Below are 23962 nucleotides of genomic sequence, written 5' to 3' on the forward strand. Positions count from 1 at the left end.
CAGATCCCTGATGAGGCGCGCCGTCCGGCGGCCTGTGATAACTAAAATCCCAGCAGCCAGTCGCTGAGCGACTGCTGAAAACGTGCCAGCCCGCGCAGGGTGACAAATTCATTGATACCGTGCGCGTTGCCGCCATACCCCAGGCCGCCAATCAAAAAGGCGGGGGCGACCGGGGCAAAGGCGTAGGCCGGGGCGCAGCCCGGTGCCCAGGGCCAGATCTGCGGCCGCGCGCCCTGCTGGTGATAGCTGTTGAGAAGCTCCAGCACGCCGCTGTCGTCAATGCTGAAGCGGTAGCCGGGATAGCTGTCGTCCACGCTGAGCTGCGCCCCGGCCAGCGACGGGTCAGCCAGCCGCTGGCTCAGGGTGTCCAGCAGCGCACGGTGATCGATACCCGGCGGGGTGCGCAGCGCCAGTTCGGCGCAGGCTTCGGGCGGAATAATGCCGCGCCCGCCCTGAGGCGAGGAGTAGATTTCCGGGATGGTCAGCACCGCGCTGCCCAGCAGGTGCGCGAGGGCGTCCCACGGGGCGGCGTCGATGGTCAGCCGCTCGCTGCGGCGCATCATCAGCTCATCGCGAATGCTGAACTGGGGCGCCAGGTCATCCAGCAGATCCGCCGCTTCGCCGGCAATCGGCTGGGTGTGCAGCACGCCGTTGGCGTGGGCCGGGGCGATAGCATTCAGCGCCTCCACCAGACGCCAGGCGGGGTTGGCGATCCAGGCGGCGTTGCTGGCATGGATAGCGGCATGAGGGCCGCCCCAGCTGCCGCCCTTCACCGTCAGCCGCCCGGTGGTCATGCCGGTAAAGCCGAGATAAACGCGCGGTGCGCCGCCGCCGTACTCGCACAGCGACGGGAAGAGCACGGCCTCGGCAGGCTCGATGGGGCAAGGCTGCTGCGCCAGATAGCGCCGCAGGTTACCGCTGCCGATCTCCTCTTCGCCTTCCAGCAGAATGTCGATGTTGGTGGTCAGCCGCCCGGTCAGCCACAGATCGCGCACCGCCATCAGCATGCCGGCCAGCGGACCTTTATTGTTCTCGGCCCCGCGGGCGATATAGACCTCGCCCTTATCGGGCCAGTGGCGCAGGCCGCCGCTGAAGGGGGGAACGTCCCACCCGTCATCGCTGGCGGGCATCACGTCATACATGTTGTAGAGCACCACGGTGGCCGGGGCATCAATATCAATGCGCACGTGCACCAGCGGCGGGCCGTGCGCCTCCGGCTGGTCAGCCACCGGCAGCACGACGGTGGCGTCAAGCTCCGTCACCAGCCAGGCTTCCAGCCAGGCGGCCAGCTGCCGCTGCTCATCAGGATTCCCCGCCACGCTGCGAAACGGCGTCAGCGCCTCAAGCAGATCGAGGGTGTCAGCCTGGATGCTGTGCGGCAGCCCGGTCATAACCTGATCCTCGGGTTCAATACGACATACAACAAATCAATCACCAGATTCACCACCACAAATACTACCGCTGCCAGCAGCACGATGGCCTGCACCAGCGGGAAGTCACGATTCTGTATCGCCTGCACCGCCAGGCGCCCGATGCCCGGCCAGGCGAAGATGATTTCGGTGACCAGCGCGCCGCCGAGCAGCGAGGCAAAGTACATCCCCTGCACGGTGACCACCGGAATAAGCGCATTGCGCAGGCCGTGACGGATCAGGATCCGCCAGGCGCTCAGCCCCTTGGCCTGGGCGGTGCGGATATAGTCCTGATGCAAGACGTCAATCAGGCTGGCGCGCACCAGACGGGCGATGGCGCTCATGTAGTAGGCGCCGAGGCTTATCGCCGGCATGATGAGGTGCGCGGCGTCACCGTAGCCGCTGGAGGGCAGCATGCGCAGCTGGAGGCTGAAGAACAGGATCATCAGCAGCCCGAGCCAGAACACCGGTATCGCCTGGCCGCTGAAGGCAAGCAGACGGGCCAGCAGATCCCAGACGCTGTTGCGCCATACGGCGCTTACCAGCCCCAGCAGCAGCCCTGCGGCGGTGCTCCAGCCCAGGGCGGTAACCGCCAGCAGCAGGGTCGCGGGCACCCGCTCGCCAATCAGCCGGGTCACGGGCTGGTCATAGCGCAGCGACTGCCCCATATCGCCCTGCAGCAGGTTGCCGAGATACTGGCCGTACTGCCACAGCAGCGGCTGGTCAAAGCCCATGCTGTGCCGGAAGGTGTCGATCTCCTGCTGGCTGGAGCCGGGCGGCATCATGATTGCCGCCGGGTCACCGGTCAGGTGCAGGCTAAAGAAGATAAGCAGCGAGACGCCGAACAGCACCAGCACCGACTGACCGAGGCGGGAAAGTAGATAGCGCGCCATATCAGTCGAGCCTCGTGTGGGTTTTACGCAGCAGATGGTCGCCGAGCAGGTTACAGCCGATCACCAGCATGGCAATCACCACCCCCGGCCAGAACACCAGCCACTGCGCCAGCAGCATGTAGGAGCGGCCTTCGCCGATAAGATTACCAAGCGTTGGCGTCGGGGGCTGAATCCCCATGCCGAGAAAGCCGATGGAGGCCTCCAGCACGATAAGCCGGGGAATATCGAGGGTCAGCAGCACCACCAGCGGGGTGGCGAGGTTCGGCAGCACGTGGCGCAGCAGGATGCGCGGCGTGGAGAAGCCCATCGCCTTAACCGCCTCGATATACTCCAGCTCACGAATTTCCAGGGTTTTGGCGCGCGCCACGCGGGCATAAATGGCCCAGCTGGTCACGCCCATAATCACAATGATGTTGCTGAGCGTGGTGCCAAACAGCGCCATCACCAGCAGGATCAACAGAATAAACGGCACCGCGAGTTGAATATCCATCAGACGCATAATCAGCGCGTCCACCCAGCCGCCGAGATAGCCCGCCAGCATGCCGAGCAGGGTACCGATGACCGCGGCAATGGCGGCGGCAATCAGCACTACCATCAGTGACAGCCGCGCGCCGGACAGGATGCGCGCCAGCAGATCGCGGCCCAGCTGATCGGTGCCAAGCAGATGCCCGTCGCTGCCGGGCGGCTGAAACATCGCCACCAGGTTGTTGGTCAGCGGATCGGGTAACGGTAACCAGGGCGCCAGCAACGCCCCGATAACCACCAGTGCAATCAGTAAACCGCCGACCACACCGTCGCCGTGGAAGCGGCGACAGGCAGGGCGCGTAAGTTTACGGCCAGTAAAAATCATTTCACCCTCAGGTCGAACAGCGGAATACGTGCATCAGCGCGGCCAGAAAACGTGACGTTGTCACTGTTAGCGTAGAGCGAATCTTCCTGATACAGCGGGATCAGCGGCTGCTCTTTCTCCACCACTTGCTGAATATTTTTCAGGACCGCCTCACGTTTCGCGGCATCAACGGTGGAGCGGCTCTCGTTCAGCAATGTGTCCAGCGCCGGGTTGCTTACCGTCGAGTAGGGTTCGCCTGAGTGCAGGATCGGATAGAGCGCGGCGTCAGCATCCAGGGTCTGGGTGGAACCCCAGGCCAGCATATACATCTCAGCCTGTTTGCCAGAGGCCACCTGCTGGGTGTAAACCGACCACTCCGGCACTTCCAGCTGGGCTTTCACGCCGATGGCCGCCAGATCCTGCACGATGGCCTGTGCCACTTCCGCGCTGGCGATATAGCGACGCGGCGCCTGGAATTTCAGGGTGAAGCCATCCGGGTAACCGGCCTCTTTCAGCAGCGCCTTCGCCTGGGCGATATCCTGCTTCGGTGCCGGGACGTTCAGGTAGCCAAAGTCCGCAGGACGCGCCATGGTGCCGGTCGGGGTGCCAAAGCCGTGCAGCAGATGATTCACGGTCATCATAATTATGAAGATCTGCTGGCAGCGCTTGAACGAAAGGATATTCCGGCCTGTATCAAATCTATTCATAAATCTATTGATGATGGTGCGGTAATTCTTATCCGCCAGCATTTCAGCGCCGACGAATAAGCGATTTTTTCGCTAAGGTTTGCTGAAAGGTTTATTTCCCATCGCGCCTTTTCCGCGGTTTACTGAGCACACCGCAACAGTAAACCACCGGGAGGCGACGAGATGACACTACGACGTAGCATAGCGCGAGCAAGGATAAGGATTTTACGCCGTTGTCAGGCCCTGGTCATGCCCGGTAGACCCAGCGACAGCCAGCTGCTGCTGGAAGCGTTCATTCCCACCGGATATCTGTATGGCATTGACTATGGCAATATCGACCCTGCGTGGTATCGCGCACGGTAACCGCAGGCGGCGCGACACGCGTCTGCAGTACTGGAACGAGCTGTGCAACATTACGCAGTGGCCTTTATCCCGCCGGCTTTTCACAAGGCCGTCGGGTAAAGGCCATTTTTTTGATCCCGGCCACACTTTGACACCCTGCGCTAAACAAACCCGCTGCTCATCCGATAACCAGATTGGGTGATTTTTCAACCCGATAATAATCATAATGATACTGGGGGTACGGGATGAGTGGTCTGTTGGCCCGCTTACGGAACGTAAGGATTGCGAGAAAACTATCAATTGGGTTTGGGGTAGTGCTGCTGCTGGTTGCTGTCGCCACCGTGCTGAGCGTGGCGCGTTTCAAAGAGATCCGCGACATCTATCAAAAAACCAATCTTATCTACAACATCAACATTGAAGTGTTCCAGGCGAAAATTAACCGCCTTAAGTACTTTTACGGGGATGACAAAGCCGGCGACACCATGGCCCGCTATGTGACCCACGCCTCGGCGCTGACCAGCGAAGCCAACGCGTTAACCTGGTCCGACCGCGAAGCGGCCATCCTCAACGATCTGTCCGGCCATTTACAGGCTTTCCAGACCGGCATTAGTGGGATGCAGGCTGCCACCGGCAAGCTGGCCGCTATTCGCGCCTCGCTGGACGAACTGGCCGCGCAGGATCAAACCGCACGCTATACCGCGCTTATCCGCACGCCGTTGGCTGACTCCACTCTCTCTTACGAGGTTTATGACCTGCTGTTTGCCATCAGCAACGTGCGCGATTACGCCTACGCGCTGCGCTACAGCGTCAGCGAGACGGCGCAGCAGGCGCTTGAGCAGCATTACCGCACCACTGAATCCGCCTGGACCGCGCTTAACAGCCAGCTTCCGCCTGAGCTGCAGACGCCGATGCAAGCCCTGTGGCAGGACACCGGCAAGGTGCGCACCCTGAGCAACGACTACTACACCGCGTTTCTCGGGCTGAAAGCGGCGGAGGACGGGGTGAAGGTTGCGGGCGACAAGAGCAGCGCCTCGCTCAAAGAGATCATCGGCCTGGTGAAAGCGTACAACGATGAGCTTGCCTACGGGTCGGCGAACATCACCCTGATCATCGGTGCCATCGCCATTCTGATCGGCATTCTGGTGTCGGTGTATATCACCCGGCAGATTACCCGGCCGGTCCTGCACAACCTGGCGCTGGCCGAGCGTATCGCCAGCGGCGATCTCAGTTCGCGCATTGAGGTCGACCGGGATGACGAGCTGGGCAAACTGACCGCGGCGATGAGCCGGATGAACGACCGGCTGCGCGGCATGATCGGCGATGTGCGCACCAGCGTCTCCAGCGTTTCGCGCGCGGCCACCACCATTGCTACCGGCAACAGCGATCTCTCGTCGCGTACCGAGCAGCAGGCGGCGGCAGTGGTGCAGACCGCCGCCAGCATGGAGCAACTGACCGCGACGGTGAAAAACAACGCTGACAACGCGCGTCACGCCAGCAAAATTTCGGCCGAGGCGTCCAGTACGGCAGCGCAGGGCGGTGTGGTGGTGCGCGACGTGGTGAAAACCATGGGCGATATCTCCGCCAGCTCGAAGAAAATTGCCGACATCACGGCGGTGATCAACAGCATTGCGTTCCAGACCAACATTCTGGCGCTTAACGCGGCGGTAGAAGCGGCGCGCGCCGGTGAGCAGGGCCGCGGCTTTGCGGTGGTTGCCAGCGAAGTACGCAGCCTGTCGCAGCGCAGCTCCCAGGCGGCGAAGGATATCGAGCAGCTGATCAGCGAGTCGGTATCGCGCATCCAGACCGGGAGCGATCTGGTGGCCCGCGCCGGGGAGACCATGGACCAGGTGGTGAGCTCGGTAACCCGGGTTAACGACATCATGGATGAGATCTCGTCGGCCTCCGAAGAGCAGAGCCGCGGCATCGAGCAGATTGCCCGCGCCGTCGGCGAACTCGACACCACCACGCAGCAGAATGCCTCGCTGGTGATGGCGTCCTCCTCGTCCGCTACCTCGCTTGAAGAGCAGGCCAGCCTGCTGGAGCGGCTGGTGTCGAACTTCCGCCTGGAGCACGGCGCGCGCACGGCTTCTGCGCCACCGGTTGAACGTTCCGCACCGCCGGCAGCCCGTCGTCAGGCGGTGGATGAGGAGAGCTGGACCACATTCTGATTGCCTGCCACCCACGCGGTCCCGCTTAAAACGGGGCCGCGCTCCGCTTTCTCTCTCGCCCTGTACTACGCTTTGATCACACAACAAGAGCGGGGCAAGGATATGGAAACTAATGCGTTTGTCGCGGTCATTACCGGCGGTACCTCAGGAGTCGGGCGTTCTACGGCAACTCACTTCGCCGCCTCAGGATATGATGTCGCTGTCATTGCCAGGGGCGACGAGGGCCTGCGCCAGACGGTGCGGGAGCTACAGGATTACGGCGGGATGGTGCTGGGTATCAGTGCTGACGTGGCCGATGCCCGGGCGCTGGATGAGGCGGCCCAGCGCATCGAGAGCGAACTGGGGCCTATCGGCATTTGGGTAAACTGCGCGATGACCACCGTCCTCGGGCCGGTTGATGAGCTGAGCGCCGATGAGTTTCAGCGCGTCACCGACGTGACCTATCTGGGGACCGTCAACGGCACCCGCGCCGCGCTGCGGCAGATGCAGAAGCGCGACAGCGGCACCATTGTGCAGGTTGGCTCGGCGCTGGCCTGGCGCTCCATTCCCCTCCAGTCTGCCTACTGCGGCGCGAAAGCGGCGATTCGTGGCTTCACCGACTCCCTGCGCTGCGAACTGCTGCATCAAAAAAGCCGCATTCGGGTGTCGATGGTGCAGCTTCCGGCGGTCAACACCACTCAGTTCAACTGGGCGCGCAACAAGTTTCCGCAGCGCATGCAGCCCATTGCGCCCATCTACCAGCCGGAAGTGGCGGCGCGGGCGATCTTCGACGTGGCGATTGCACGCCGTCCGCCGCGCGAGCTGTGGATCGGTAAAAATACCGTGATGTCGATTGTCGGGAATATGTTTTTCCCCGGCGTGCTCGACCGCTGGCTGGCGCGGCAGACCTGGGAAGGGCAGCTTGCCGACGAAAGCGAGCCGCCTAAACGTGAAGACTATCTCTACCGTCCGTTAACCACCGGGCATCGCGCCCACGGACGGTTTGATAATCAGGCGCTGCGTAAAGCCGTGGCCGTCGACTCGGGCGTGGTCGGCGTCGCGGCGGTAGCGGTAACCGGCCTGTTGCTCGGTGGGCTGGTGCGCTATCTCAAGCGCAGCCAGCGGTAGCCGTAGCCGTTCAGGCGCAGGTGGGTGCCGGGGGCGTCATAGTTGTCATCCGCCAGCACCTCCTGCGCACCCGCCAGACCTTCTGCCTCGTCGCAGCCAAACTCCACCGGCTGCGACGAGAGGTTAATAAACATCAGCGTCGCCGCATTCTCATCCCGATACCGCACCGCATAGACACTTTTATGTGACAGTGTCACATGCGTGAAGCAGTGGTAGTGGATTTCCGGCAGCTCGCGCCAGACGTGGACCAGCTCGCGGATGCGCTGCAGCAGCGAGCCGCTGCGCGCCTGCTGTTCAGCGACGTTGATGTGCTGATAGCCATACTTTCCGCTGTCGATAATCGGCGAGATAAACTGCTGCGGGTCGGCGCTGGAGAAACCGGCGCCCGGCGTGTCATCCCACTGCATCGGCGTGCGCACCGACTCGCGCTCGGGCTGCCTCAGGTCGTCCCCCATACCAATCTCATCCCCGTAGCGGATAACCGGCGTTCCCGGCAGGGAGAACAGCAGGGCGTGCGCCATCGCCAGATGCCGCTCGTCGCCGTCGAGCATTGGCGCCAGGCGGCGGCGGATACCGCGCCCGTAGATGCGCATCTCTTCATCCGGGGCGTATTTGTCCATCACGAACGCGTAGTCCTTGGGGTCGAGATCCTCCATGTCCAGCTCATCATGGTTACGCAGCCAGAAGCAGTAACCGCAGCGCTCCGGCGGCACCGGCAACTCTTCAAGGGCTTTACACAGCGGCGAGGCGTCTTCGCGGGCCATTGCCAGGAAGATGTTTTTGTTGATCCAGAAGTTGAGCAGCGTGGTCAGGCGTTCGCCTTCATCAAAGTAGTGCTTCATCTCTTCGACGCTGACGTCCACCTCGCCCAGCAAAATGGTGTCGGGGTTGCGCGGCATCAGCAGGTCGTGGAAGCGGTCGAACAGGGCATAGCCGGTCTCTTTCTGCCCGGCACCGGCCTGTTCCACCATGTGCGAGGCGGCGTCGATGCGAAAGCCCGCCACGCCCATGTCGGCCCAGTACAGCAGAATACGATCGACTTCGGCCACGACCAGCGGGTTGCTGAGATTCAGATCGGGCTCATGGTGATAAAACAGATGGCGGTAGTACTGGCCAGCCTCTTCGTCCCAGCGCCAGATGCTCGGCTCGATGGTGGGGAACATCGGCGCGGGTTCATTGGGTTCCGGGGTATCGGACCAGATATAGAAATCGCGGAACGGCGACTGCGGGGTTTTGCGCGCCTCCTGGAACCAGTAGGCCTGGTCGGAGGTATGCTGGGCCACCAGTTCCACGATCACCCGCATACCGCGCTTTCTGGTCTCCTCCAGCAGCCAGCGGATGTCGTCCTCGCTGCCGCTGCGCGGATCGACCGCCAGGTGATCCACCACGTCATAGCCGTTGTCCCGCCCCGGCGAGACGTAAAACGGGTTGAGCCACAGGGTGGTTGCCCCCAGCGAAGCGATGTAGTCAAGCTTCTCCACCACGCCACGTAAGTCGCCGTTGCCGTCAGCATTGGTATCGAAAAAACGCCCCGGATCGACCTGATAAATCACTGCATTCTGATGCCAGACTTGCCCCATCGTTCGCTCCTTTGCTCAACAAATAACCTTTAGTATAGGCGGAGCGAGGGAATTGCCTGCCGAAGAAGGTAGTGCGCTACGATTTTTGCCCGCGTCGGGCAGCGCGTGTCAGACCGTCCAGCTGAGCGTGATGCGCATTGAGCAGGATAGCGCTGTCGATTCAACCCGTCAGTTTCCGCTCGCTGCGCTATGCGAATTGCCAGCCGCTGGCGGAGGGTGTTGGGTATGCGGGGAGGTGAAGGGGCGCTCGACGCCCCGTAACAGAGGATTAATTTGTCAGTTCTTGTGCGATTTCAGCGATGGAGAGCAGTGCAACAGAGCACTCCTCGTCGCTTGCCAGGGTCGTGGTAATGAAGATGTGCGCTTTACTGTCGGGGGGAAGAAGAGTGATGCGGTAGACCTGCCGGTAGAGCGCCCCAACCATGGCAAGCGTCTGCTTATCCAGGATCCTCGCACGCTGCAGGTCGCGCCGCTGTTTTTCATTCATCTTCATCGAGGCAACCAGCGTCGACGTTATTTTAGTGGAGGCAGGAAACGCGACCCCTGACTCGTTGAGCCGTACCTGCGTGATTTGTGCAGGCCAGTCCGTAATCGCCGAGCAGTCCGGCCCACTGTTTATTTCACCGGCCTTGATAGCTGCGGAAAATAAAAGGGCGCCTGTTGCCATCATTACTCCACGCGCAAGTCGCGATCGTTGCTGTCCCATATTTTCTTCCTGATTTGTAATGGCAGAATAATACATCCCTGACTGGCCTGACCCGGTTCGGTAGTGGTATCCAGCGAAGAGACTACGCGGATTTACATAATCAGGATTAGTGTCAGGATTCTGGATTTACGGCGTAGCACGCGGAATGAAAAACAAGGACGCAGAGAGATAAAAGGGGCAACGACGTTGCCCCTGAGGGAGAAGATTACTCGAAGCTGTAGCCGAACGAGAGGCCGACGCTGTAGTTGCGTCCCGGGGCCGGTTCGAAGTAGCGCCCGTTGCTTTCGTTGACGATAACCGATCCGGCGTATTCCCGGTCAAACAGGTTATCAACGCGGGTAAAGAGATCCACTGACCCCTGGCCGATCTGCCATTTGTAACCGGTGTTCAGGCCGACTACCGTCCAGGTCGGGGCTTTGGCGGTGTTTTCGTCGTCGGCCATGATGTCGCTCAGATAGCGCACGTCGCCGCCGGCGTACCAGCCCTGTTCCGGTTCCCAGCCCAGCGAGGCGAAGCCCATGTTACGGGCGATGCCCGGCATGCGGTTGCCGTTGCAGTCGGTGGCGCCGCACACGTTGCTGCGGTAGGTGGCGTCGATATAGGTCCACGCCATTTTCAGGCGCCACGCGTCGGCGAACTGCTGATCGAGACCCAGCTCGACGCCCTGACGACGGGTTTTGCCAGCGTTCTTGTAGCTGGTACGGCCGCCGGAGCTGCTGTCGGCCACGATCTCGTTATCGGTATCGGTCTGGAACAGCGCCGCGGTGAACAGGCCGTTGCCGATGCGGGTTTTGCTGCCGATCTCCACGGTATCGCTGGTGGAGGGTTTCAGATCGAAGTTCAGGCCGCGCTGACCGTCGGAGCGGTAGGAGAGCTCGTTGATGGTCGGGGTTTCAAAGCCGCGACCCGCCGCCAGATAGACGTTCCAGGCATCGGTCACCGCATACTTCAGCGAGCCTGCCGGCAGCCACTTGTGGTAGCTGGCATCGCCGCTGTCGTTCCCGTTCTGTGGCGTGATGTACTTGTCGTTGGAGTCAAACCAGATCGAACTGTAGCGCACCCCGGCATCCAGCGAGAGCTTATCGGTCAGCTGCCAGCTGGTTTGCAGGTACGGGTCCACGTTCCACATCAGGTTGCGCTCGTTGCGGCGCAGGTTACCTTTCTCACCGAACTGCGGCACGCCGTTCCGGTAGACGAAGTTCTCGTAGCCTTTGCGGTTCTCGCTCATGTTCTCGTAGTTGATCCCGGTGGTGAAGGTCACCGGCACAAGCCACTCGTCACGGTGGGTCCAGCGGGTGTCCACGCCCTGATAGTGACGGCTAAGCGAAATCACGCCGCCGGCATGGGTCGGACGCAGCTGTGGGGCGATGGGGATCGACTGGTACTGGGTGGTTTCACGCTCACCGGCGTACGCCATCAGGCTCAAATCATCGTTCGCCGTCAGGGCGCGCTCATAGCGCAGGCCGGCCTGGGTCTGCTTGATGGTTTTGCGGGTGTTGTACTGTTCAGCACGCGGGGACTGGCGCGGGTCGGCCCGCCATTCGTCTTTAGTCAGTCCGCCCGGATCGTCCGCTTTGATATCCACGCTGTTCAACAGCAGGGTCAGCTTGCTGGCGTCATCAAGACGCACGCCGAGTTTGGCGTTCGCCAGATTTTTACGCGCGCCGCTGTGGTCGCGATAGCCATGGGTGGTGAAGCGGGTGGTAGAGACCGCGTAATCGACGTCGCCCGCCTGGGTGCCGTCTCCGACCGCGCCGGTAGCCTTCAGGCCGTAACGCCAGCTGCCGTAGCTGCCGTACCAGCTGCTTGCTTCAACGGTGGGCGGCTGACGACCGGTTTCGGTGGTGACGTTCAACACACCGCCGGAGGCGTTACCGTACAGCGCCGAGAAGGGGCCGCGCAGCACGTCAATGTTCTCCACGCTGTTGATATCAATATTGGAGGTCTGCCCCTGGCCGTCCGGCATGGTGGCTGGGATACCGTCGACGTAAAGACGCAGGCCGCGCACGCCGAAGGTGGAACGCGACCCGAAGCCGCGGATCGAGAGTTGCAGATCCTGGGCGTAGTTCTGACGGTTCTGCACCTGCAGGCCAGGGACCGCGCCGAGGCTTTCCGAGAGGTTTACGCGCGGGGCGGCGTGGCGCATGTCGTCGCCGTTAACAACGCTGACCGCAGCAGGGGTATCCAGCTCAGAGATGCCGCCCGGCGTGGCGGTAACCACCATGGTTTGTTCATTAGTGGGGCCGGTCTGGGCGGCCGCAGCGGCGCTCAGAAAGCAGGGCGAAAAGATGGCAGGCAAGAGCCATACAGAAAGAGGAACCTTTCTGACGAATGAGATATTCATGAAATCAACCAGGTTAAGGGGTTCATACCGAACCAGAAAAAACGCGCCATGTTAAAGGTTTTGTAAACTTATGAAAACATTAAGCGCACATTAGGTTAACCAAAGAAGTGTAGTGGAAAAAATTGTTAACGCCCGGCGGGTAAAACACTCCCCTTTTAACTGAATAATGATTACTATTCTCATCCGCAAACAAAGGGAACAGGCCACGACCTGAAATCTCCCGCCGGTTCAATGTGATGCAGAAGAGTTTATTTCGTTACAAAGGGAGTAGTTATGAAGTTTCGTCATCTGTCCATGCCCCGCGTTCGTCAGTCAGTGCTGCTGAGCGCCATGCTGTTCGCTACCGCCTTTTCCACCCAGGCCGCGCAGGAGATGCTGCGTAAACCGGTGGGAATGGGGGCCTATGAGATGGCTTACAGCCAGAGCGAAAACGCGCTGTTCGTTGCCACCTCCCAGAGCCGTTCGCTGGATAAAGGCGGCGTGGTGTATCGCCTCGATCCCACCACGCTGGACGTCACCCAGCGCATTCATAACGATATCAAACCGTTTGGCGCCGTCATCAATACCAAAACCAATACCCTGTGGTTCGGAAACAGCGTGGACGGCATGGTGACCGCCCTCGATGCCAGAACCAGCGACGTAAAAGGGCGCGTGGTGCTGGATCCTCGTCCGCGCAGCGAGACCGTCAAGCCGTTCCAGCCCCGCCAGCTGGCGGTGGATGAGGCCACCAACACCGTTTACGTCACCGGCGTCGGGAAAGAGAGCGTGATCTGGGTGGTGGACGGGAACAGCATGACCCTGAAAACGACGATCGCCGATACCGGGGCGCGCAGCACCGCGCTGGCGCTGGACGCCGCCGGTAAGCGACTCTACACCGCGAATGCTGACGGAGAGCTGATCGTGGTGGATACCACCACCAACCGTATCCTGAGCCGTAAAAAGCTGCTGGACGACGGGAAGGAGCACTTCTTCATTAACCTGAGTCTCGACACCGCTAACCAGCGCGCCTACGTGACCGACTCAAAACAGCCGAAGGTGCTGGTGGTCGATCTGAAGAAAGGCGAGGTTGCCGCCCAGATTGACGCGCCGGAATCGCTGGCCGTGCTGTTTAACCCGGTGCGCAATGAAGTTTACGTGACCCATCGTCAGGCGGGCGAGGTTAGCATTATCGATGCGAAGACCAACAAGGTGACCAAAACCATTAAAACGCCGGTGCACCCGAACAGCCTGGCGCTCTCCGCCGATGGGCAGACGCTGTACGTCAGCGTTAAACAGGCATCATCTCGTCAGAACCCGGCCACGTCTCCGGACGACGTTATACGCATCGCGCTGTAAGTCAGACGCCAGAAACAACAATGCCGGGCATGCCCGGCATTTTTTATGGCTTACGCTAAGTATTAACGCGAGGTGTCGTCCGCCAGCTGCGACGGCGCGTTGCCATGACGATCGTCATGCGCCAGGCTGTGGATCTCATTCACGCGCTTGCGCACCCCGAACCAGCCGAGCACCAGCAGCACGGCAATCACCGGAATAGAGGCAATAGTGAAGGTGCCGTTCGGGTAGTCGAAGGCCATCAGCACCAGCACGCTGACCAGGAACAGCAGCGTCAGCCAGGAAGTGTAGGGCGCGCCCGGCAGTTTGAACGCCACGTCATCGGCTTTCCCTTCTTTAATCGCTTTGCGCAGACGCATCTGACACACCACGATAAAGCCCCAGGAGGCGATGATGCCGAGCGAGGCCACGTTCAGCACGATCTCAAACACCTGGGAGGGCACCAGATAGTTGAGAAACACGCCAATCACGTAGACGCACAGGGTGGCGACGATCCCGGCCCATGGCACCTGCTGCTTGCTCATTTTTGACATGAACTTCGGCGCCGAACCGCCCATCGACATGGAACGCAGAATACGCCCGGTCGAGTAGAGGCCGGAGTTCAGGCTGGAGAGCGCCGCGGTCAGCACCACCATATTCATGATGTCGCCGATATAGGGCACGCCCAGCTTCGAGAAGAAAGTAACGAACGGGCTCTGGCCCGCCTGATAGGCATTCCACGGCAGGAGCAGCACCAGCAGCGCCACGGAGCCAACGTAGAACAGGCCGATACGCCAGATCACGCTGTTGATTGCCTTCGGCACCATGGTCTGCGGATCTTTACACTCCCCGGCTGCGGTTCCGACCAGCTCAATAGAGGCGAAGGCGAACACCACCCCCTGAACCAGCACCAGCGCGGCCATCAGCCCGTGGGGGAAGAAGCCGCCGTTGTCGGTGATCAGATGGAAACCGGTAGCGTTGCCGTCGAGCGGTTTACCGGTGCCAAGAAACACGGTGCCTACCACCAGGAACGTCACGATCGCCAGCACCTTAATCAGCGCGAACCAGAACTCCATCTCGGCGAACCATTTCACGCCGATCATGTTCATGGTGCCGACGATAGCCAGCGCGCCAAGGGCAAATACCCACTGGGGAACATCCCCGAAGGTGCCCCAGTAGTGCATATAGAGCGCAACGGCGGTGATATCGACGATGCCGGTCATCGCCCAGTTAACGAAGTACATCCAGCCCGCGACGTAGGCTGCCTTTTCACCGAGGAACTCACGGGCGTAGGAGACAAAGCTGCCGCTTGAGGGGCGGTGCAACACCAGCTCACCCAGCGCGCGCAGGATGAAGAAGGAGAAAACACCGCACACCAGGTAGACCAGCGCCAGGGAAGGTCCGGCGATCTGCAGACGCGCCCCGGCACCGAGGAACAGACCGGTTCCGATTGCGCCGCCGATGGCGATCATCTGCACCTGGCGATTACCCATCGCCTTGTGGTATCCCTCCTCATGGGAGTTCAACCAGCGGCGTTTCGCAGCACGCTGCTCCGCCGCATTTTTTTCAGTGGTTTTCATCTGTTTTCCTGTAATCCTGTCTTTAATCTTAATGAGCCGGTGGCTCAACCGCCCGACCCAAACGATTGCTTAGCCGTCAGGAAAAGGGCGGAACGTGCACGTTTTTTGTGCGTTGCGCTTTACGATGAAGCACAACATGGCGCAGCATCCTACCTGCAAAAATCTGACGGCGCAAAGCATAAGCGGCGAAGAAGTGAGCCTGCTCGCGGTTATGTCAACAGATGTAGCCAGCGCAGACAGGGTATGGCAGTCTTTTCTGCTTAAACGCAAAGGAATCCTAATGAAAAAGAGCGTGTTAACCGCATTCAGCCTGATGTTTTACACCCTGCATGCCGGGGCGGAGGTGCCGTCTCAGGCGGCGATGGATAAGGTGATCGAACCCCTGATGACGCAGTGGCAGGTACCCGGCATGGCGGTGGCAGTCTCGGTCAACGGCAAGGCGCAGTTCTATAACTACGGCGTGGCCTCGAAAACCAGCAAACAGCCGGTGACGCAGCGCACGCTGTTTGAGATTGGCTCCCTGAGTAAAACCTTTACCGCCACGCTGGCGCAGTATGCGGCGGACGAGGGGAAGCTCAGTTTCACCGATCCGGCAAGCCGCTATCTGCCGGCGCTGAGCGGTAGCGCGTTCGATCGCGTCACGCTGCTGCAGCTCGCCACCCACACCGCCGGCACGCCGCTGTTTGTGCCGGACGACGTCACCGCCACGCCGCAGCTGATGGCGTGGTACAAAGCCTGGCAACCGCCGTCACCGCCGGGTACGACCCGCGTCTACTCCAACCTCGGGATTGGCCTGCTGGGGATGATAACCGCGCACGCCCTGAATCAGCCGTTCAGCAGCGCAATGGAAAACCAGATGCTGCCGGCGCTCGGATTGCACCACAGCTTTATTACCGTGCCGCCCGTGGCCATGCCGGATTACGCTCAGGGCTACAACAAAGAGGATAAGCCGGTGCGCGTCACGCCTGGCCCGCTGGATGCCGAGTCCTACGGGTTGAAATCGTCCAGCGGCGATCTGATTCGCTATCTGGAGATCAATCTCGGGCAGCACCTGACCAACGGCCCCTGGCGTGAAGCGGTGCAGAAGACCCATACCGGCTACGTGCGCGCGGGGGAGTTTACCCAGGCGCTGATGTGGGAGTTCTACCCGCTGCCGGTTGACGAGGCGACGCTGCTGGCCGGTAACGACAGCGCGCGCATCATGAAAGGCGTTGCCGCACAGCCGGTGACAAATCCGCAGGCGCCCGCAGCGGCCTGGTACAATAAAACCGGCTCCACCAACGGGTTCTCCAGCTATGCGGTGTTTATTCCTTCCCGCAACATCGCGGTGATCCTGCTGGCGAACAAGTGGTATCCCAACGACGCGCGGGTAAAAGCAGCGTGGGATATCGTTCAGGGGATCGACGAGAAATAACCCTGACCGGCGACGCGGGGCTGGATAACGGCCCTGTTTTTTATCATCATGCCCGCCCGGTGGCATCTTAGCCCGCCAGATAAGGAGATAAGGATGAAAATCAACGTGGTTGGCACCAGCGGCAGCGGAAAAAGCACCTTCGCCCGCCGTCTGGCGGATACCCTCGGCGTACCTTATATCGAGCTGGACAGGCTTTACTGGCGCGCCAACTGGCAGGGCACCCCGGATGCGGCGTTCATGACGCGCATTGCCGAGACGCTGCGCGCCGCGCCCGACGGCTGGGTGCTGGACGGCAACTATAACCGCACCCGCGAGGTGAAGTGGCGCGAGGTGGATACCATTATCTGGCTCGACTACGGTTTCGGCCGCACCCTGTACCAGGCGTTAAAGCGGGCGTTCGCGCGTTCCGTGTCGCAGCAGGAGCTGTGGCCCGGTACCGGCAGCCGGGAGAGCCTCCGGCAGTCTTTCTTCAGCCGGGAGTCCATTGTCTGGTGGACCATCAAAACCTGGGGCAGCAACCGACGCCGTTACCAGGCGGACATGACCAATCCGCTGTTTTCCCACCTTCACTTTGTGCATCTGCGCAGCCCCGCGGAAGCGCGTAACTACCTGCGTTCTTTAACGTCTCCGGCAGGGTGCTCTACACTTAAGCAATAACCTGGGGAGAAAATGGATGATTCACGTCTACGGTGTGCCGGGGTATGGCTCAACGATAAGCGAGCTGATGCTGACCCTGACCGGGGTCCGGTATAACTTTATTAACGTCGACGGTTTTGACAAAGCCGGGCCGAGCCACGACCTGCTTGAGAAGGTGAATCCCCTGTGTCAGGTACCGACCCTGGTACTGGATGACGGCCAGGTGATGACCGAAACCGCCGCTATCGCACTAATGCTGCTCGACAGCCATCCGCAGTTCGCCCCGGCACCCGGTTCCCCCCAGCGTCATCGCTTTCTGCGTCTGCTGGTGTGGATGGTCGCCAACGTCTATCCCACCTTTACCTATGCCGACTATCCGGAGCGCTGGGCAGCCGGTGCGCCAGCCCAGCTACGGGAGAGCACGGCGCGCTATCGCGAGACGCTCTATCGCTGGCTGGAGGAGCAGGTAGAGGGCACCCCGTGGATGTTTGGTAACGACATCTCGCTGCTGGACTGTTATCTTCCGGTAATGCGCCGCTGGTCGCCGCGCGAAGCCTGGTTTGCGCAACACACCCCAAAGCTGAACGCTATCGCCGATGCGGTGTGCGGTCTGCCCGAGCTTCAGACGGTGCTGCGCGCCAACCAGATTCTATAGCGCCCTGACCGCTTGTCCGGAGAAACGGGCACCCCAACAAGGAGAGCACCATGCCGCATATTGATATTCAGTGTTTCCCGCGCAGCCTGAGCGAAGCGGAAAAAGAGGCGCTGGCCGAAGACATTACCGCGGCGATCGTTCGCCATCTCGGCAGTAAAGAGAGTTCAGTGTCGGTTGCGCTGCATGAAGTCGAGCCCGATGCCTGGAAATCCCGCGTCTGGGATACCGAAATCGCGCCCCAGATTGAATCGCTGATCAAAAAACCCGGTTACGAGATGTAACCCTGCTGCCAGGCCGCATACGCCTGGCGCTTTTTCCGGCGCATGCGCTACTCATTAACCCGAACAGGAGGGGGAATGGCTTTCTCGCTTGAAGACTATTTTGCCCGTATCGGCTATGAAGGCACGCCGCAGGCAGATGTCGAAACGCTCGGTACCTTACAGGCTCACCATATCGCCAGCATTGCCTTTGAAAATCTCGATGTGCTGCTCGATCGTGAGATCCACCTCGACGACGGGGCGGTATTTGAAAAACTGGTGACCGCCCGACGCGGCGGCTACTGCTTTGAACAGAACGGCCTGCTGGAGCGGGTGCTGCGCGAGCTGCGTTTTAACGTGCGTAGCCTGGCGGCGAGGGTGCTGATTGCCCGACCAGACCAGGTGCCGCCCCGCACCCATCGCCTGCTGTGTGTGGCGGTACATGGGGAGGAGTGGCTGGTGGACGTGGGCTTCGGCAGTCAGACGCTGCCTCAGCCGATGCGCTTTCTGCCCGGCGAGGAGGTGATTACCCCGTCCGGGATCTACCGCCTCGATGCGGATCACGACGATTTTATTCTGAACCTGTTCCAGAACAACGTCTGGCAGCCGCTCTATCGCTTTGATACCGAAGATCAGTACGCGGCGGATTTCCTGATGGCAAATCACTTTATCGCCCACTGGCCCGACTCGCATTTTCGCCAGCATATCCTGATGTCGCGCCATCTGCCTGACGGCGGGAAGGTGACGCTGAATAACTTCCGCTTTACCCACTATGGACGTGACGGTGTCACGATTCACGAAGAAGATCTTACCCCGGATCGGCTGACGGAAGTGCTGGAGACGGAGTTTTTGCTGGGCCTGACCCATCCCCAGCACGGGCTTACCCCAGCCACGCTGCACAAACTGGGGCGCTTTGCCTGATCAGGGGTGGGTCGCGATAGCGTCGCCAATGGCGTAGTAGTGACCACCCGCCACGTGATGAATGCTGCGCAATTCTGGCGCAGCGGTTTCAAACTGCCAGTGCCCGTCGCGAAACGCGCGGCTGTCCGCCCAGGCATGGGTGACTTCGCCGATAAACAGATCGTAAGCCTGCTGGTTGCGCGGCTCCGGGATCAGCCGGCACACCAGCCACGCCGAACAGCCCGCCACTAACGGCAGGTTCACGCCCTCCATCTCAAACAGCTCAACCCCGGCGTGCGCCAGCTTCTCCGGATCGCTGGCCAGCGTCGTGGTGCCCAGCCGCGTGGTGAGCGTCGCCTGTTCGACGGTCGGGATCTGCAACACGAAATAGCCGCTCTGCTCGATAAGCCCGCGCGTGGCGGCAATTTTATCGATCACCACCGTCACTTTGGGCGGGGAGAAATCCAGCCCACAGGCCCAGGCCGCGGCCATCACGTTATCCACCCCGGCGTGGCGGGCGGAAACCAGCACGGTCGGACCGTGGTTAATCAGACGGTACGCCTTATCCAGCGCAACGGGTTTAGTATGCTCGTTCATCATTCTGTCCTTGCTGCAGTTGAGCCACAAAGTGTACCCAACGCCTGGCGAGGAATGAATATCGATTCTGTGCGGTTTGCGGAACCCGGCGGGCGGCTGGTGGCCGGATTAATGAGTTTGACTCATTACAGCATTCGCATTATGCCGTCTGGTAGCGGCAGGTCCCCAGGGGTAGCCTTATTGCTGACGCATACACCACGAGGACAAGATATGAAACTTCTGGCAACCATGACCGCCATGCTTTCCGTACTGACGCCCGCCGCTGCGCTCGGCGCGGAAGAAGAGAAGGTAAAAATCATCGCTGCGGGCACGCAGGACTCTGTGACCGGACCGGCAGCGTGGTTCACCGGGAAGGTGAGGATCGACAGTTCATTTCAGGCCAGCGAACCGGCACGCACCGGCGGGGCGACGGTGACCTTTGAGCCGGGCGCGCGCACCGCCTGGCACACCCATCCACTGGGCCAGACGCTGATTGTCACCCAGGGGAAAGGGCGGGTGCAGGAGTGGGGGAAAGCGATACGCGAAATCAGACCCGGCGATATCGTCTGGATCCCGGACGGCGTCAAACACTGGCACGGCGCAACGCCAGGCACCGCCATGACCCACATCGCCATCGCCGAATCGCTCGACGGCAGCCCGGTTACGTGGATGGAGCAGGTCACCGACGCGCAGTATCAGGGCCGCGACGGAGCACGATAACGGAGCGCCTCGACAAACAGCGAGAACGCGGTGGTGTGCTGGCGACGGCTGGGATAATAAAGGTAGTAGCCGGAAAACGGTTCACACCAGCTCTCCAGCACCGGCACCAGCGTTCCCGCCGCAATATCTGCCGCCACCGTGTCTTCCGGTACGAAGACAAGCCCAATACCCGCTTTCGCCGCCGCGATACGGTGGCGCAGCGGGTTAATTGTCAGCTGGCCTTCAACCCGCACGCGGATCGCGTTTCCCTGTTGTGAAAACTCCCAGGCGTACAGCCCGCCAAGGGTAGGGAGACGCATCGTGATGCAGGCGTGCTGTTGCAGATCGGCCGGAACCTGCGGCACCGGGTAGCGCGAGAAGTACTCCGGCGACCCGACCACCACCAACCGCATCGGCGGGCTGACCGGTACGGCAATCATATCTTTTGCCACCTGTTCGCCCAGCCGGATACCCGCATCAAAGCGCTGGCTGACGATATCGGTCAGCGCCTCATCCACCGTCACCTCAACGTTGATATCCGGCCAGGCGCGCAGGAAGGGTTCCAGCGCTGGCCACAGCAGGTAATCCACCGCGTGCTCCCCGGCGGTAATGCGGATGTTGCCGGCGGGCACATCGCGCATCTCTTTCATCAGATTCAGTTCAGTCTCTATCTCACCAAAGTGCGGCCCGATGCGCTCGATAAGCCGCTCCCCGGCGGTGGTCGGCGAGACGCTGCGCGTGGTTCGGGTGAGCAGGCGGATCCCCATTCGCTCCTCAAGCCCGCGCATGGCGTGGCTGAGCGCCGACTGCGAGACGCCGAGGCGCGCCGCGGCACGCGTAAAGCTGCGCTCTTCGGCGACCAGCAAAAACGCGATCAGATCGTTAACGTTTTCTTTCAGCATCAGGAGCCTCTGGCAGGGAGCAAGAAGCCGCCAGTATAGCCTGACTATTGATGAATTGATTTCATAACGCTTAGCGAGACGGGACAGGCAGGGAAGTCGTCCCGGCAGCGCGCCAGGACGAGGAGGGGAAGAGCGCGTTATGCACCGAACGCGCCGTCAATCGTGTGCATGGCGCCGGTCACGAACGAGGCTTCCGGACCGGCAAGCCAGGCAACCATGCCAGCCACTTCTTCCGGCCGACCGTGACGCTTGATTGCCATAAAGCTGTGCATCAGCTCTCTCATCGGTCCGTTTTCCGGGTTGGCATCGGTGTCGATCGGGCCGGGCTGCACCACGTTAATCGTGATACCGCGTGGCCCAAAGTCGCGGGCTAATCCCCGGGCCAGCCCTTGCAGGGCGGACTTGCTGACCGCATACGACGCCATGCCCGGCACCGGCATGCGATCGCCGTTGACTGAACCGATAACGATGATGCGTCCGCCGTCCGGCATCTGGCGGGCGGCTTCAACCGCGGCATGGTAGGGGGCATGGATGTTGATGCGGAACAGACGATCCACCGCATCGGCATCCTGATCCAGCGCATCGCCAAACAGAGCAATCCCGGCGTTCACCACCAGAATATCCAGCGGCCCGGCGTCACGCACCAGCTTGATGACCGCCTCACGGTCGGCGCTGTCCGACGGCACTGCGGTACTGCCGGTTTCTTTCGCCAGCTGCTCCGCCGCCTCCCGGGAACCGGAGTAGCTGAACGTGACCGAGGCGCCTTCAAAGGCAAAGCGCTTAACGATGGCTGCGCCAATACCGCGGCTGCCGCCGGTGACCAGAACTGATTTACCGTTAAATGACGTCATGTTGGTACCCTTTGTGATATTGTAGTGGTGATTACAATATGTGGCGGTCATGATGACTGTCAAGGAGTAATGTAGTGACCACTACAAAAAATAGTCGGACCCCAGGGCGTCCGCGCAAGTTTGATGCGGAACAGGCGATTGCCATCGCGCAACCGCTGTTTCATTCCCGCGGCTATGACGAGGTCAGCGTGGCCGATCTGACCAAAGCGCTCGGCATCAATCCGCCCAGTTTCTATGCGGCATTCGGCAGCAAACTGGGCCTGTATACCCGCGTACTGGATCGCTATGCAGAGCATGGCGCCATCCCGTTTGCGGAGCTGCTGCGCGACGATCGGCCGGTTGCAGCCTGTCTTATCGCGATTCTGCAGGAGGCGGCACGGCGTTACGCCGCCGACCCGGCAGCGGCCGGCTGCATGGTGCTGGAAGGCACGCACTGCAACGATCCGCAGGCGCGCGAGGCGGCCTGTCGTTTTCATCAGGCTGCCGAACAGGCCATTCAGCACTTTATTGCGCGCCGCTATCCGCAGGAGGCCGTGCGGGTGACGGATTTTATGGGAACGCTGATGGCCGGGCTGTCGGCCAGAGCAAGGGCAGGGCAGAGCCTTGCGCGGCTGCAGGAAACGGTGCGGCTCGGCGGGCAGGTCCTGGAAAGCATGCTTCCGTCATAACGCGGCAATTTTTCGATTTGGCTTTTTACAGGGATAACAATGAAATCAGTCTGTTTGCTTTCGGCGGCGCTGTGTCTGGCGCTGCCCGCACACGCCGTCTCAACGGTGCAGTTCACACCGGCGGTACTGAACACCGCGCTGCTGTTTAACCACGATCCGAGCGTCGGCCCGGTAAAGCACAGCCTGCAGTGGATCAGGGACAGCACCGGAAAATTACAGACCATGACCGAAGTCTGGTACGACCGTCAGGGCTGTTTCACGAAGGTGAATATGGTGGACAAGCTGAACGGCAACGAATTTCACCTCGAAAACAGCGCGGGCACGCTGCGCTCGCACAGTGGCCAGCGCATTGCCGGCAAGGTTAACCAGGCGTGTCAGATTACCGAGCTGGAAAACGAGAGCGGAAGATACACGCTGGCATACAACGCGCGCGGTTTGCTGGAAACCATGACCAACCGGGAGACCGGCAACGTTGCCCAGCGCTTTGAGTACCGGCACGGTCAGTTCCCGGTGCGCATCCGGGATTACCAGAATCACACCGACAATGTTTTCTCGTATCCGGCGGGGAATCCGCAGTTCCTCGATATGCAGATGGTGCTCCACAATCCCGAATCCACCGTTTGGTTGAAGCAGAGCTGTACTTATCAACCCGATGGCAACGCAAATCTGTGCGCCATGACGACCGCGCTCGATGAGCATTACCAGGACGCACCCGTGATGATGTTTTCGAATCATCGCGTTGAGTATTACTGAGAAGAACCGCGGCCCGGGTGATATCGGGCCGCGCAGAAGCCTTGTGGAAGCGGTGATGATTGAGGGCAGGGAATTGAGTACAGGTGCAGGTAGAGGCAAGCCGTGGGCTGTCCGGACCTGATATTCTATTTAACATAATATACATTATGCGCACCGACATTATAATGCGGGAATATTAAGGCTTTTGGATGACCAACCATGCCCGCGGTGTATTTCCGCATTCCATCGTCTTTTCGTATTCGACACCATACCGGCAATACGCCTTTGACGCTGTCTGTCACGCTGACATCCTGTCCCCGCCGGGTTCAGCCGCATCTGTTCCCGCAGCTGCAATTTGCCGGTTTGCCGGCTTTCGAGTACTCTTCATGGCATTCATCACTTAGCCACTATAACGGATGACAATGGCGGCCCACTCAACAGATCCTCTACACGGCGTCACGCTTGAAATGCAAGTCAACGCTCTGGTTGCCCGCTACGGCTGGGAACAGCTAAGCCAGCGTATCAGGATCAACTGTTTCAAAAATGACCCCAGCGTTAAGTCGAGCCTGAAGTTTTTACGGCGTACGCCCTGGGCACGCGCGGAAGTTGAAGCGCTCTATCTTGCATCCCTGAACGATGACGCTCCCGCAGCCGCGGATAACGCCACGTCCGATCCCTGGGCCAACAGTCGTAACAAACAGAGCTGACGTCGATGAT

Annotated in this window: 22 protein-coding genes and 1 pseudogene; 12 read left to right on the forward strand and 11 right to left on the reverse strand. The window is 60.6% G+C overall.

The annotated features are described in order from the left end of the window. Nucleotides 1–41: 41 nt before the first annotated feature. From DW58_RS14385 to DW58_RS14400, 4 genes and pseudogenes are all read right to left on the reverse strand, one after another. Complete coding sequence (locus DW58_RS14385; RefSeq protein ID WP_024550174.1) at nucleotides 42–1391, reverse strand: M20/M25/M40 family metallo-hydrolase; 1350 nt, start codon at nucleotides 1389–1391, stop codon at nucleotides 42–44. Beyond that, on the reverse strand, nucleotides 1388–2302 hold the full coding sequence (locus DW58_RS14390) for an ABC transporter permease (RefSeq protein WP_024550175.1): 915 nt from the start codon (nucleotides 2300–2302) through the stop codon (nucleotides 1388–1390). Before DW58_RS14390 ends, DW58_RS14385 begins: the two co-directional genes overlap by 4 nt. Before the next feature lies 1 nt (nucleotide 2303). Continuing rightward, nucleotides 2304–3152, reverse strand: coding sequence for an ABC transporter permease (locus DW58_RS14395; protein ID WP_024550176.1), 849 nt, complete (start codon nucleotides 3150–3152; stop codon nucleotides 2304–2306). Continuing rightward, nucleotides 3149–3754: pseudogene (locus DW58_RS14400) on the reverse strand (ABC transporter substrate-binding protein); the annotation flags it as partial. The gene DW58_RS14395 and the pseudogene DW58_RS14400, both read right to left, overlap by 4 nt. 650 nt (nucleotides 3755–4404) lie before the next feature. Between DW58_RS14400 and DW58_RS14405 the strand changes: the two are divergent. Together DW58_RS14405 and DW58_RS14410 are read left to right on the forward strand one after the other, a co-directional pair. Further along, complete coding sequence (locus tag DW58_RS14405) at nucleotides 4405–6327, forward strand: methyl-accepting chemotaxis protein (RefSeq protein ID WP_024562645.1); 1923 nt, start codon at nucleotides 4405–4407, stop codon at nucleotides 6325–6327. A 102-nt stretch (nucleotides 6328–6429) separates the two neighbouring features. Next, a complete protein-coding gene (locus DW58_RS14410; protein WP_024550437.1) occupies nucleotides 6430–7434 on the forward strand; it encodes an SDR family oxidoreductase in 1005 nt (334 codons plus the stop codon). Here the strand turns inward: DW58_RS14410 and DW58_RS14415 are convergent. From DW58_RS14415 to pqqU, 3 genes are all read right to left on the reverse strand, one after another. Next, nucleotides 7410–9014, reverse strand: coding sequence for an alpha-amylase family protein (locus DW58_RS14415; RefSeq protein ID WP_024550436.1), 1605 nt, complete (start codon nucleotides 9012–9014; stop codon nucleotides 7410–7412). The two genes, DW58_RS14410 and DW58_RS14415, sit on opposite strands and share 25 nt — an antisense overlap. Before the next feature lie 268 nt (nucleotides 9015–9282). Further along, the gene (locus DW58_RS14420) at nucleotides 9283–9720 is read right to left on the reverse strand and encodes a hypothetical protein (protein ID WP_024550435.1); all 438 of its coding nucleotides are present in this window, start codon (nucleotides 9718–9720) and stop codon (nucleotides 9283–9285) included. A gap of 205 nt (nucleotides 9721–9925) precedes the next feature. Next, nucleotides 9926–12064 (reverse strand): TonB-dependent receptor PqqU, encoded by a 2139-nt coding sequence (pqqU, locus tag DW58_RS14425; protein ID WP_024550434.1) that lies wholly within the window; start codon nucleotides 12062–12064, stop codon nucleotides 9926–9928. A gap of 273 nt (nucleotides 12065–12337) precedes the next feature. On the opposite strand from pqqU, the gene yncE reads away from it, so the two are divergent. Further along, complete coding sequence (yncE, locus tag DW58_RS14430) at nucleotides 12338–13399, forward strand: 7-bladed beta-propeller protein YncE (protein ID WP_024550433.1); 1062 nt, start codon at nucleotides 12338–12340, stop codon at nucleotides 13397–13399. 62 nt (nucleotides 13400–13461) lie between these two features. On the opposite strand, the gene ansP is transcribed toward yncE, so the two are convergent. Then, the gene (gene ansP, locus DW58_RS14435; RefSeq protein ID WP_024550432.1) at nucleotides 13462–14955 is read right to left on the reverse strand and encodes an L-asparagine permease; all 1494 of its coding nucleotides are present in this window, start codon (nucleotides 14953–14955) and stop codon (nucleotides 13462–13464) included. A 280-nt stretch (nucleotides 14956–15235) separates the two neighbouring features. On the opposite strand from ansP, the gene ampC reads away from it, so the two are divergent. The 5 genes from ampC (at nucleotide 15236) to DW58_RS14460 (ending at nucleotide 18838) form a co-directional block, all read left to right on the forward strand. After that, a complete protein-coding gene (gene ampC / locus DW58_RS14440; RefSeq protein ID WP_024550431.1) occupies nucleotides 15236–16369 on the forward strand; it encodes a class C beta-lactamase in 1134 nt (377 codons plus the stop codon). 93 nt (nucleotides 16370–16462) lie between these two features. Continuing rightward, complete coding sequence (locus DW58_RS14445) at nucleotides 16463–17026, forward strand: P-loop NTPase family protein (protein ID WP_024550430.1); 564 nt, start codon at nucleotides 16463–16465, stop codon at nucleotides 17024–17026. A gap of 16 nt (nucleotides 17027–17042) precedes the next feature. Beyond that, nucleotides 17043–17660 (forward strand): glutathione S-transferase family protein, encoded by a 618-nt coding sequence (locus DW58_RS14450; RefSeq protein ID WP_024550429.1) that lies wholly within the window; start codon nucleotides 17043–17045, stop codon nucleotides 17658–17660. Nucleotides 17661–17710: 50 nt separating this feature from the next. Continuing rightward, nucleotides 17711–17941, forward strand: a complete 231-nt coding sequence (gene pptA / locus DW58_RS14455; protein ID WP_024550428.1) for a tautomerase PptA — start codon at nucleotides 17711–17713, stop codon at nucleotides 17939–17941. A gap of 75 nt (nucleotides 17942–18016) precedes the next feature. Further along, a complete protein-coding gene (locus DW58_RS14460) occupies nucleotides 18017–18838 on the forward strand; it encodes an arylamine N-acetyltransferase (RefSeq protein ID WP_024550427.1) in 822 nt (273 codons plus the stop codon). Here the strand turns inward: DW58_RS14460 and DW58_RS14465 are convergent, their stop codons facing one another. Next, complete coding sequence (locus DW58_RS14465) at nucleotides 18839–19414, reverse strand: flavin reductase family protein (protein ID WP_029593045.1); 576 nt, start codon at nucleotides 19412–19414, stop codon at nucleotides 18839–18841. Between the two features lie 210 nt (nucleotides 19415–19624). Here DW58_RS14465 and DW58_RS14470 point away from each other — a divergent pair, with 210 nt between their 5' ends. Beyond that, nucleotides 19625–20113 (forward strand): (R)-mandelonitrile lyase, encoded by a 489-nt coding sequence (locus tag DW58_RS14470; RefSeq protein ID WP_024550425.1) that lies wholly within the window; start codon nucleotides 19625–19627, stop codon nucleotides 20111–20113. On the opposite strand, the gene DW58_RS14475 is transcribed toward DW58_RS14470, so the two are convergent. Both DW58_RS14475 and bdcA read right to left on the reverse strand, forming a co-directional pair. Further along, a complete protein-coding gene (locus DW58_RS14475; protein ID WP_024550424.1) occupies nucleotides 20089–20994 on the reverse strand; it encodes a LysR family transcriptional regulator in 906 nt (301 codons plus the stop codon). The two genes, DW58_RS14470 and DW58_RS14475, sit on opposite strands and share 25 nt — an antisense overlap. A 137-nt stretch (nucleotides 20995–21131) precedes the next feature. Beyond that, a complete protein-coding gene (bdcA, locus tag DW58_RS14480; RefSeq protein ID WP_024550423.1) occupies nucleotides 21132–21845 on the reverse strand; it encodes an SDR family oxidoreductase in 714 nt (237 codons plus the stop codon). 74 nt (nucleotides 21846–21919) lie between these two features. On the opposite strand from bdcA, the gene DW58_RS14485 reads away from it, so the two are divergent. The 3 genes from DW58_RS14485 to DW58_RS14495 all read left to right on the forward strand — a co-directional run bounded on the left by DW58_RS14485 (nucleotide 21920) and on the right by DW58_RS14495 (nucleotide 23952). Further along, nucleotides 21920–22513: a TetR/AcrR family transcriptional regulator gene (locus tag DW58_RS14485; RefSeq protein WP_024550422.1), complete on the forward strand. Its 594-nt coding sequence runs from the start codon at nucleotides 21920–21922 to the stop codon at nucleotides 22511–22513. A gap of 39 nt (nucleotides 22514–22552) precedes the next feature. Then, nucleotides 22553–23266 carry a YnfC family lipoprotein gene (locus tag DW58_RS14490; protein ID WP_024550421.1) on the forward strand — a complete coding sequence of 238 codons (714 nt, stop codon included), beginning with the start codon at nucleotides 22553–22555 and terminating at the stop codon, nucleotides 23264–23266. Nucleotides 23267–23667: 401 nt separating this feature from the next. Then, entirely contained in the window at nucleotides 23668–23952 is a 285-nt protein-coding gene (locus DW58_RS14495; protein ID WP_024550420.1) for a VF530 family protein, read from the forward strand. Nucleotides 23953–23962 lie beyond the last annotated feature (10 nt).

The organism is Siccibacter turicensis LMG 23730 (assembly GCF_000463155.2).
Lineage (GTDB): Bacteria > Pseudomonadota > Gammaproteobacteria > Enterobacterales > Enterobacteriaceae > Siccibacter > Siccibacter turicensis.

Bases quoted from the DNA above. Each gene is read 5' to 3' on its own strand.
- pqqU (WP_024550434.1), bottom strand. From the start codon at position 12,064: ATGAATATCTCATTCGTCAGAAAGGTTCCTCTTTCTGTATGGCTCTTG.
- DW58_RS14460 (WP_024550427.1), top strand. From the start codon at position 18,017: ATGGCTTTCTCGCTTGAAGACTATTTTGCCCGTATCGGCTATGAAGGC.
- DW58_RS14405 (WP_024562645.1), top strand. From the start codon at position 4,405: ATGAGTGGTCTGTTGGCCCGCTTACGGAACGTAAGGATTGCGAGAAAA.
- pptA (WP_024550428.1), top strand. From the start codon at position 17,711: ATGCCGCATATTGATATTCAGTGTTTCCCGCGCAGCCTGAGCGAAGCG.
- DW58_RS14395 (WP_024550176.1), bottom strand. From the start codon at position 3,152: ATGATTTTTACTGGCCGTAAACTTACGCGCCCTGCCTGTCGCCGCTTC.
- ansP (WP_024550432.1), bottom strand. From the start codon at position 14,955: ATGAAAACCACTGAAAAAAATGCGGCGGAGCAGCGTGCTGCGAAACGC.
- DW58_RS14495 (WP_024550420.1), top strand. From the start codon at position 23,668: ATGGCGGCCCACTCAACAGATCCTCTACACGGCGTCACGCTTGAAATG.
- DW58_RS14445 (WP_024550430.1), top strand. From the start codon at position 16,463: ATGAAAATCAACGTGGTTGGCACCAGCGGCAGCGGAAAAAGCACCTTC.
- DW58_RS14390 (WP_024550175.1), bottom strand. From the start codon at position 2,302: ATGGCGCGCTATCTACTTTCCCGCCTCGGTCAGTCGGTGCTGGTGCTG.
- yncE (WP_024550433.1), top strand. From the start codon at position 12,338: ATGAAGTTTCGTCATCTGTCCATGCCCCGCGTTCGTCAGTCAGTGCTG.
- DW58_RS14450 (WP_024550429.1), top strand. From the start codon at position 17,043: ATGATTCACGTCTACGGTGTGCCGGGGTATGGCTCAACGATAAGCGAG.
- DW58_RS14415 (WP_024550436.1), bottom strand. From the start codon at position 9,014: ATGGGGCAAGTCTGGCATCAGAATGCAGTGATTTATCAGGTCGATCCG.
- DW58_RS14385 (WP_024550174.1), bottom strand. From the start codon at position 1,391: ATGACCGGGCTGCCGCACAGCATCCAGGCTGACACCCTCGATCTGCTT.
- DW58_RS14465 (WP_029593045.1), bottom strand. From the start codon at position 19,414: ATGAACGAGCATACTAAACCCGTTGCGCTGGATAAGGCGTACCGTCTG.
- DW58_RS14475 (WP_024550424.1), bottom strand. From the start codon at position 20,994: ATGCTGAAAGAAAACGTTAACGATCTGATCGCGTTTTTGCTGGTCGCC.
- DW58_RS14470 (WP_024550425.1), top strand. From the start codon at position 19,625: ATGAAACTTCTGGCAACCATGACCGCCATGCTTTCCGTACTGACGCCC.
- DW58_RS14420 (WP_024550435.1), bottom strand. From the start codon at position 9,720: ATGGGACAGCAACGATCGCGACTTGCGCGTGGAGTAATGATGGCAACA.
- ampC (WP_024550431.1), top strand. From the start codon at position 15,236: ATGAAAAAGAGCGTGTTAACCGCATTCAGCCTGATGTTTTACACCCTG.
- bdcA (WP_024550423.1), bottom strand. From the start codon at position 21,845: ATGACGTCATTTAACGGTAAATCAGTTCTGGTCACCGGCGGCAGCCGC.
- DW58_RS14490 (WP_024550421.1), top strand. From the start codon at position 22,553: ATGAAATCAGTCTGTTTGCTTTCGGCGGCGCTGTGTCTGGCGCTGCCC.
- DW58_RS14410 (WP_024550437.1), top strand. From the start codon at position 6,430: ATGGAAACTAATGCGTTTGTCGCGGTCATTACCGGCGGTACCTCAGGA.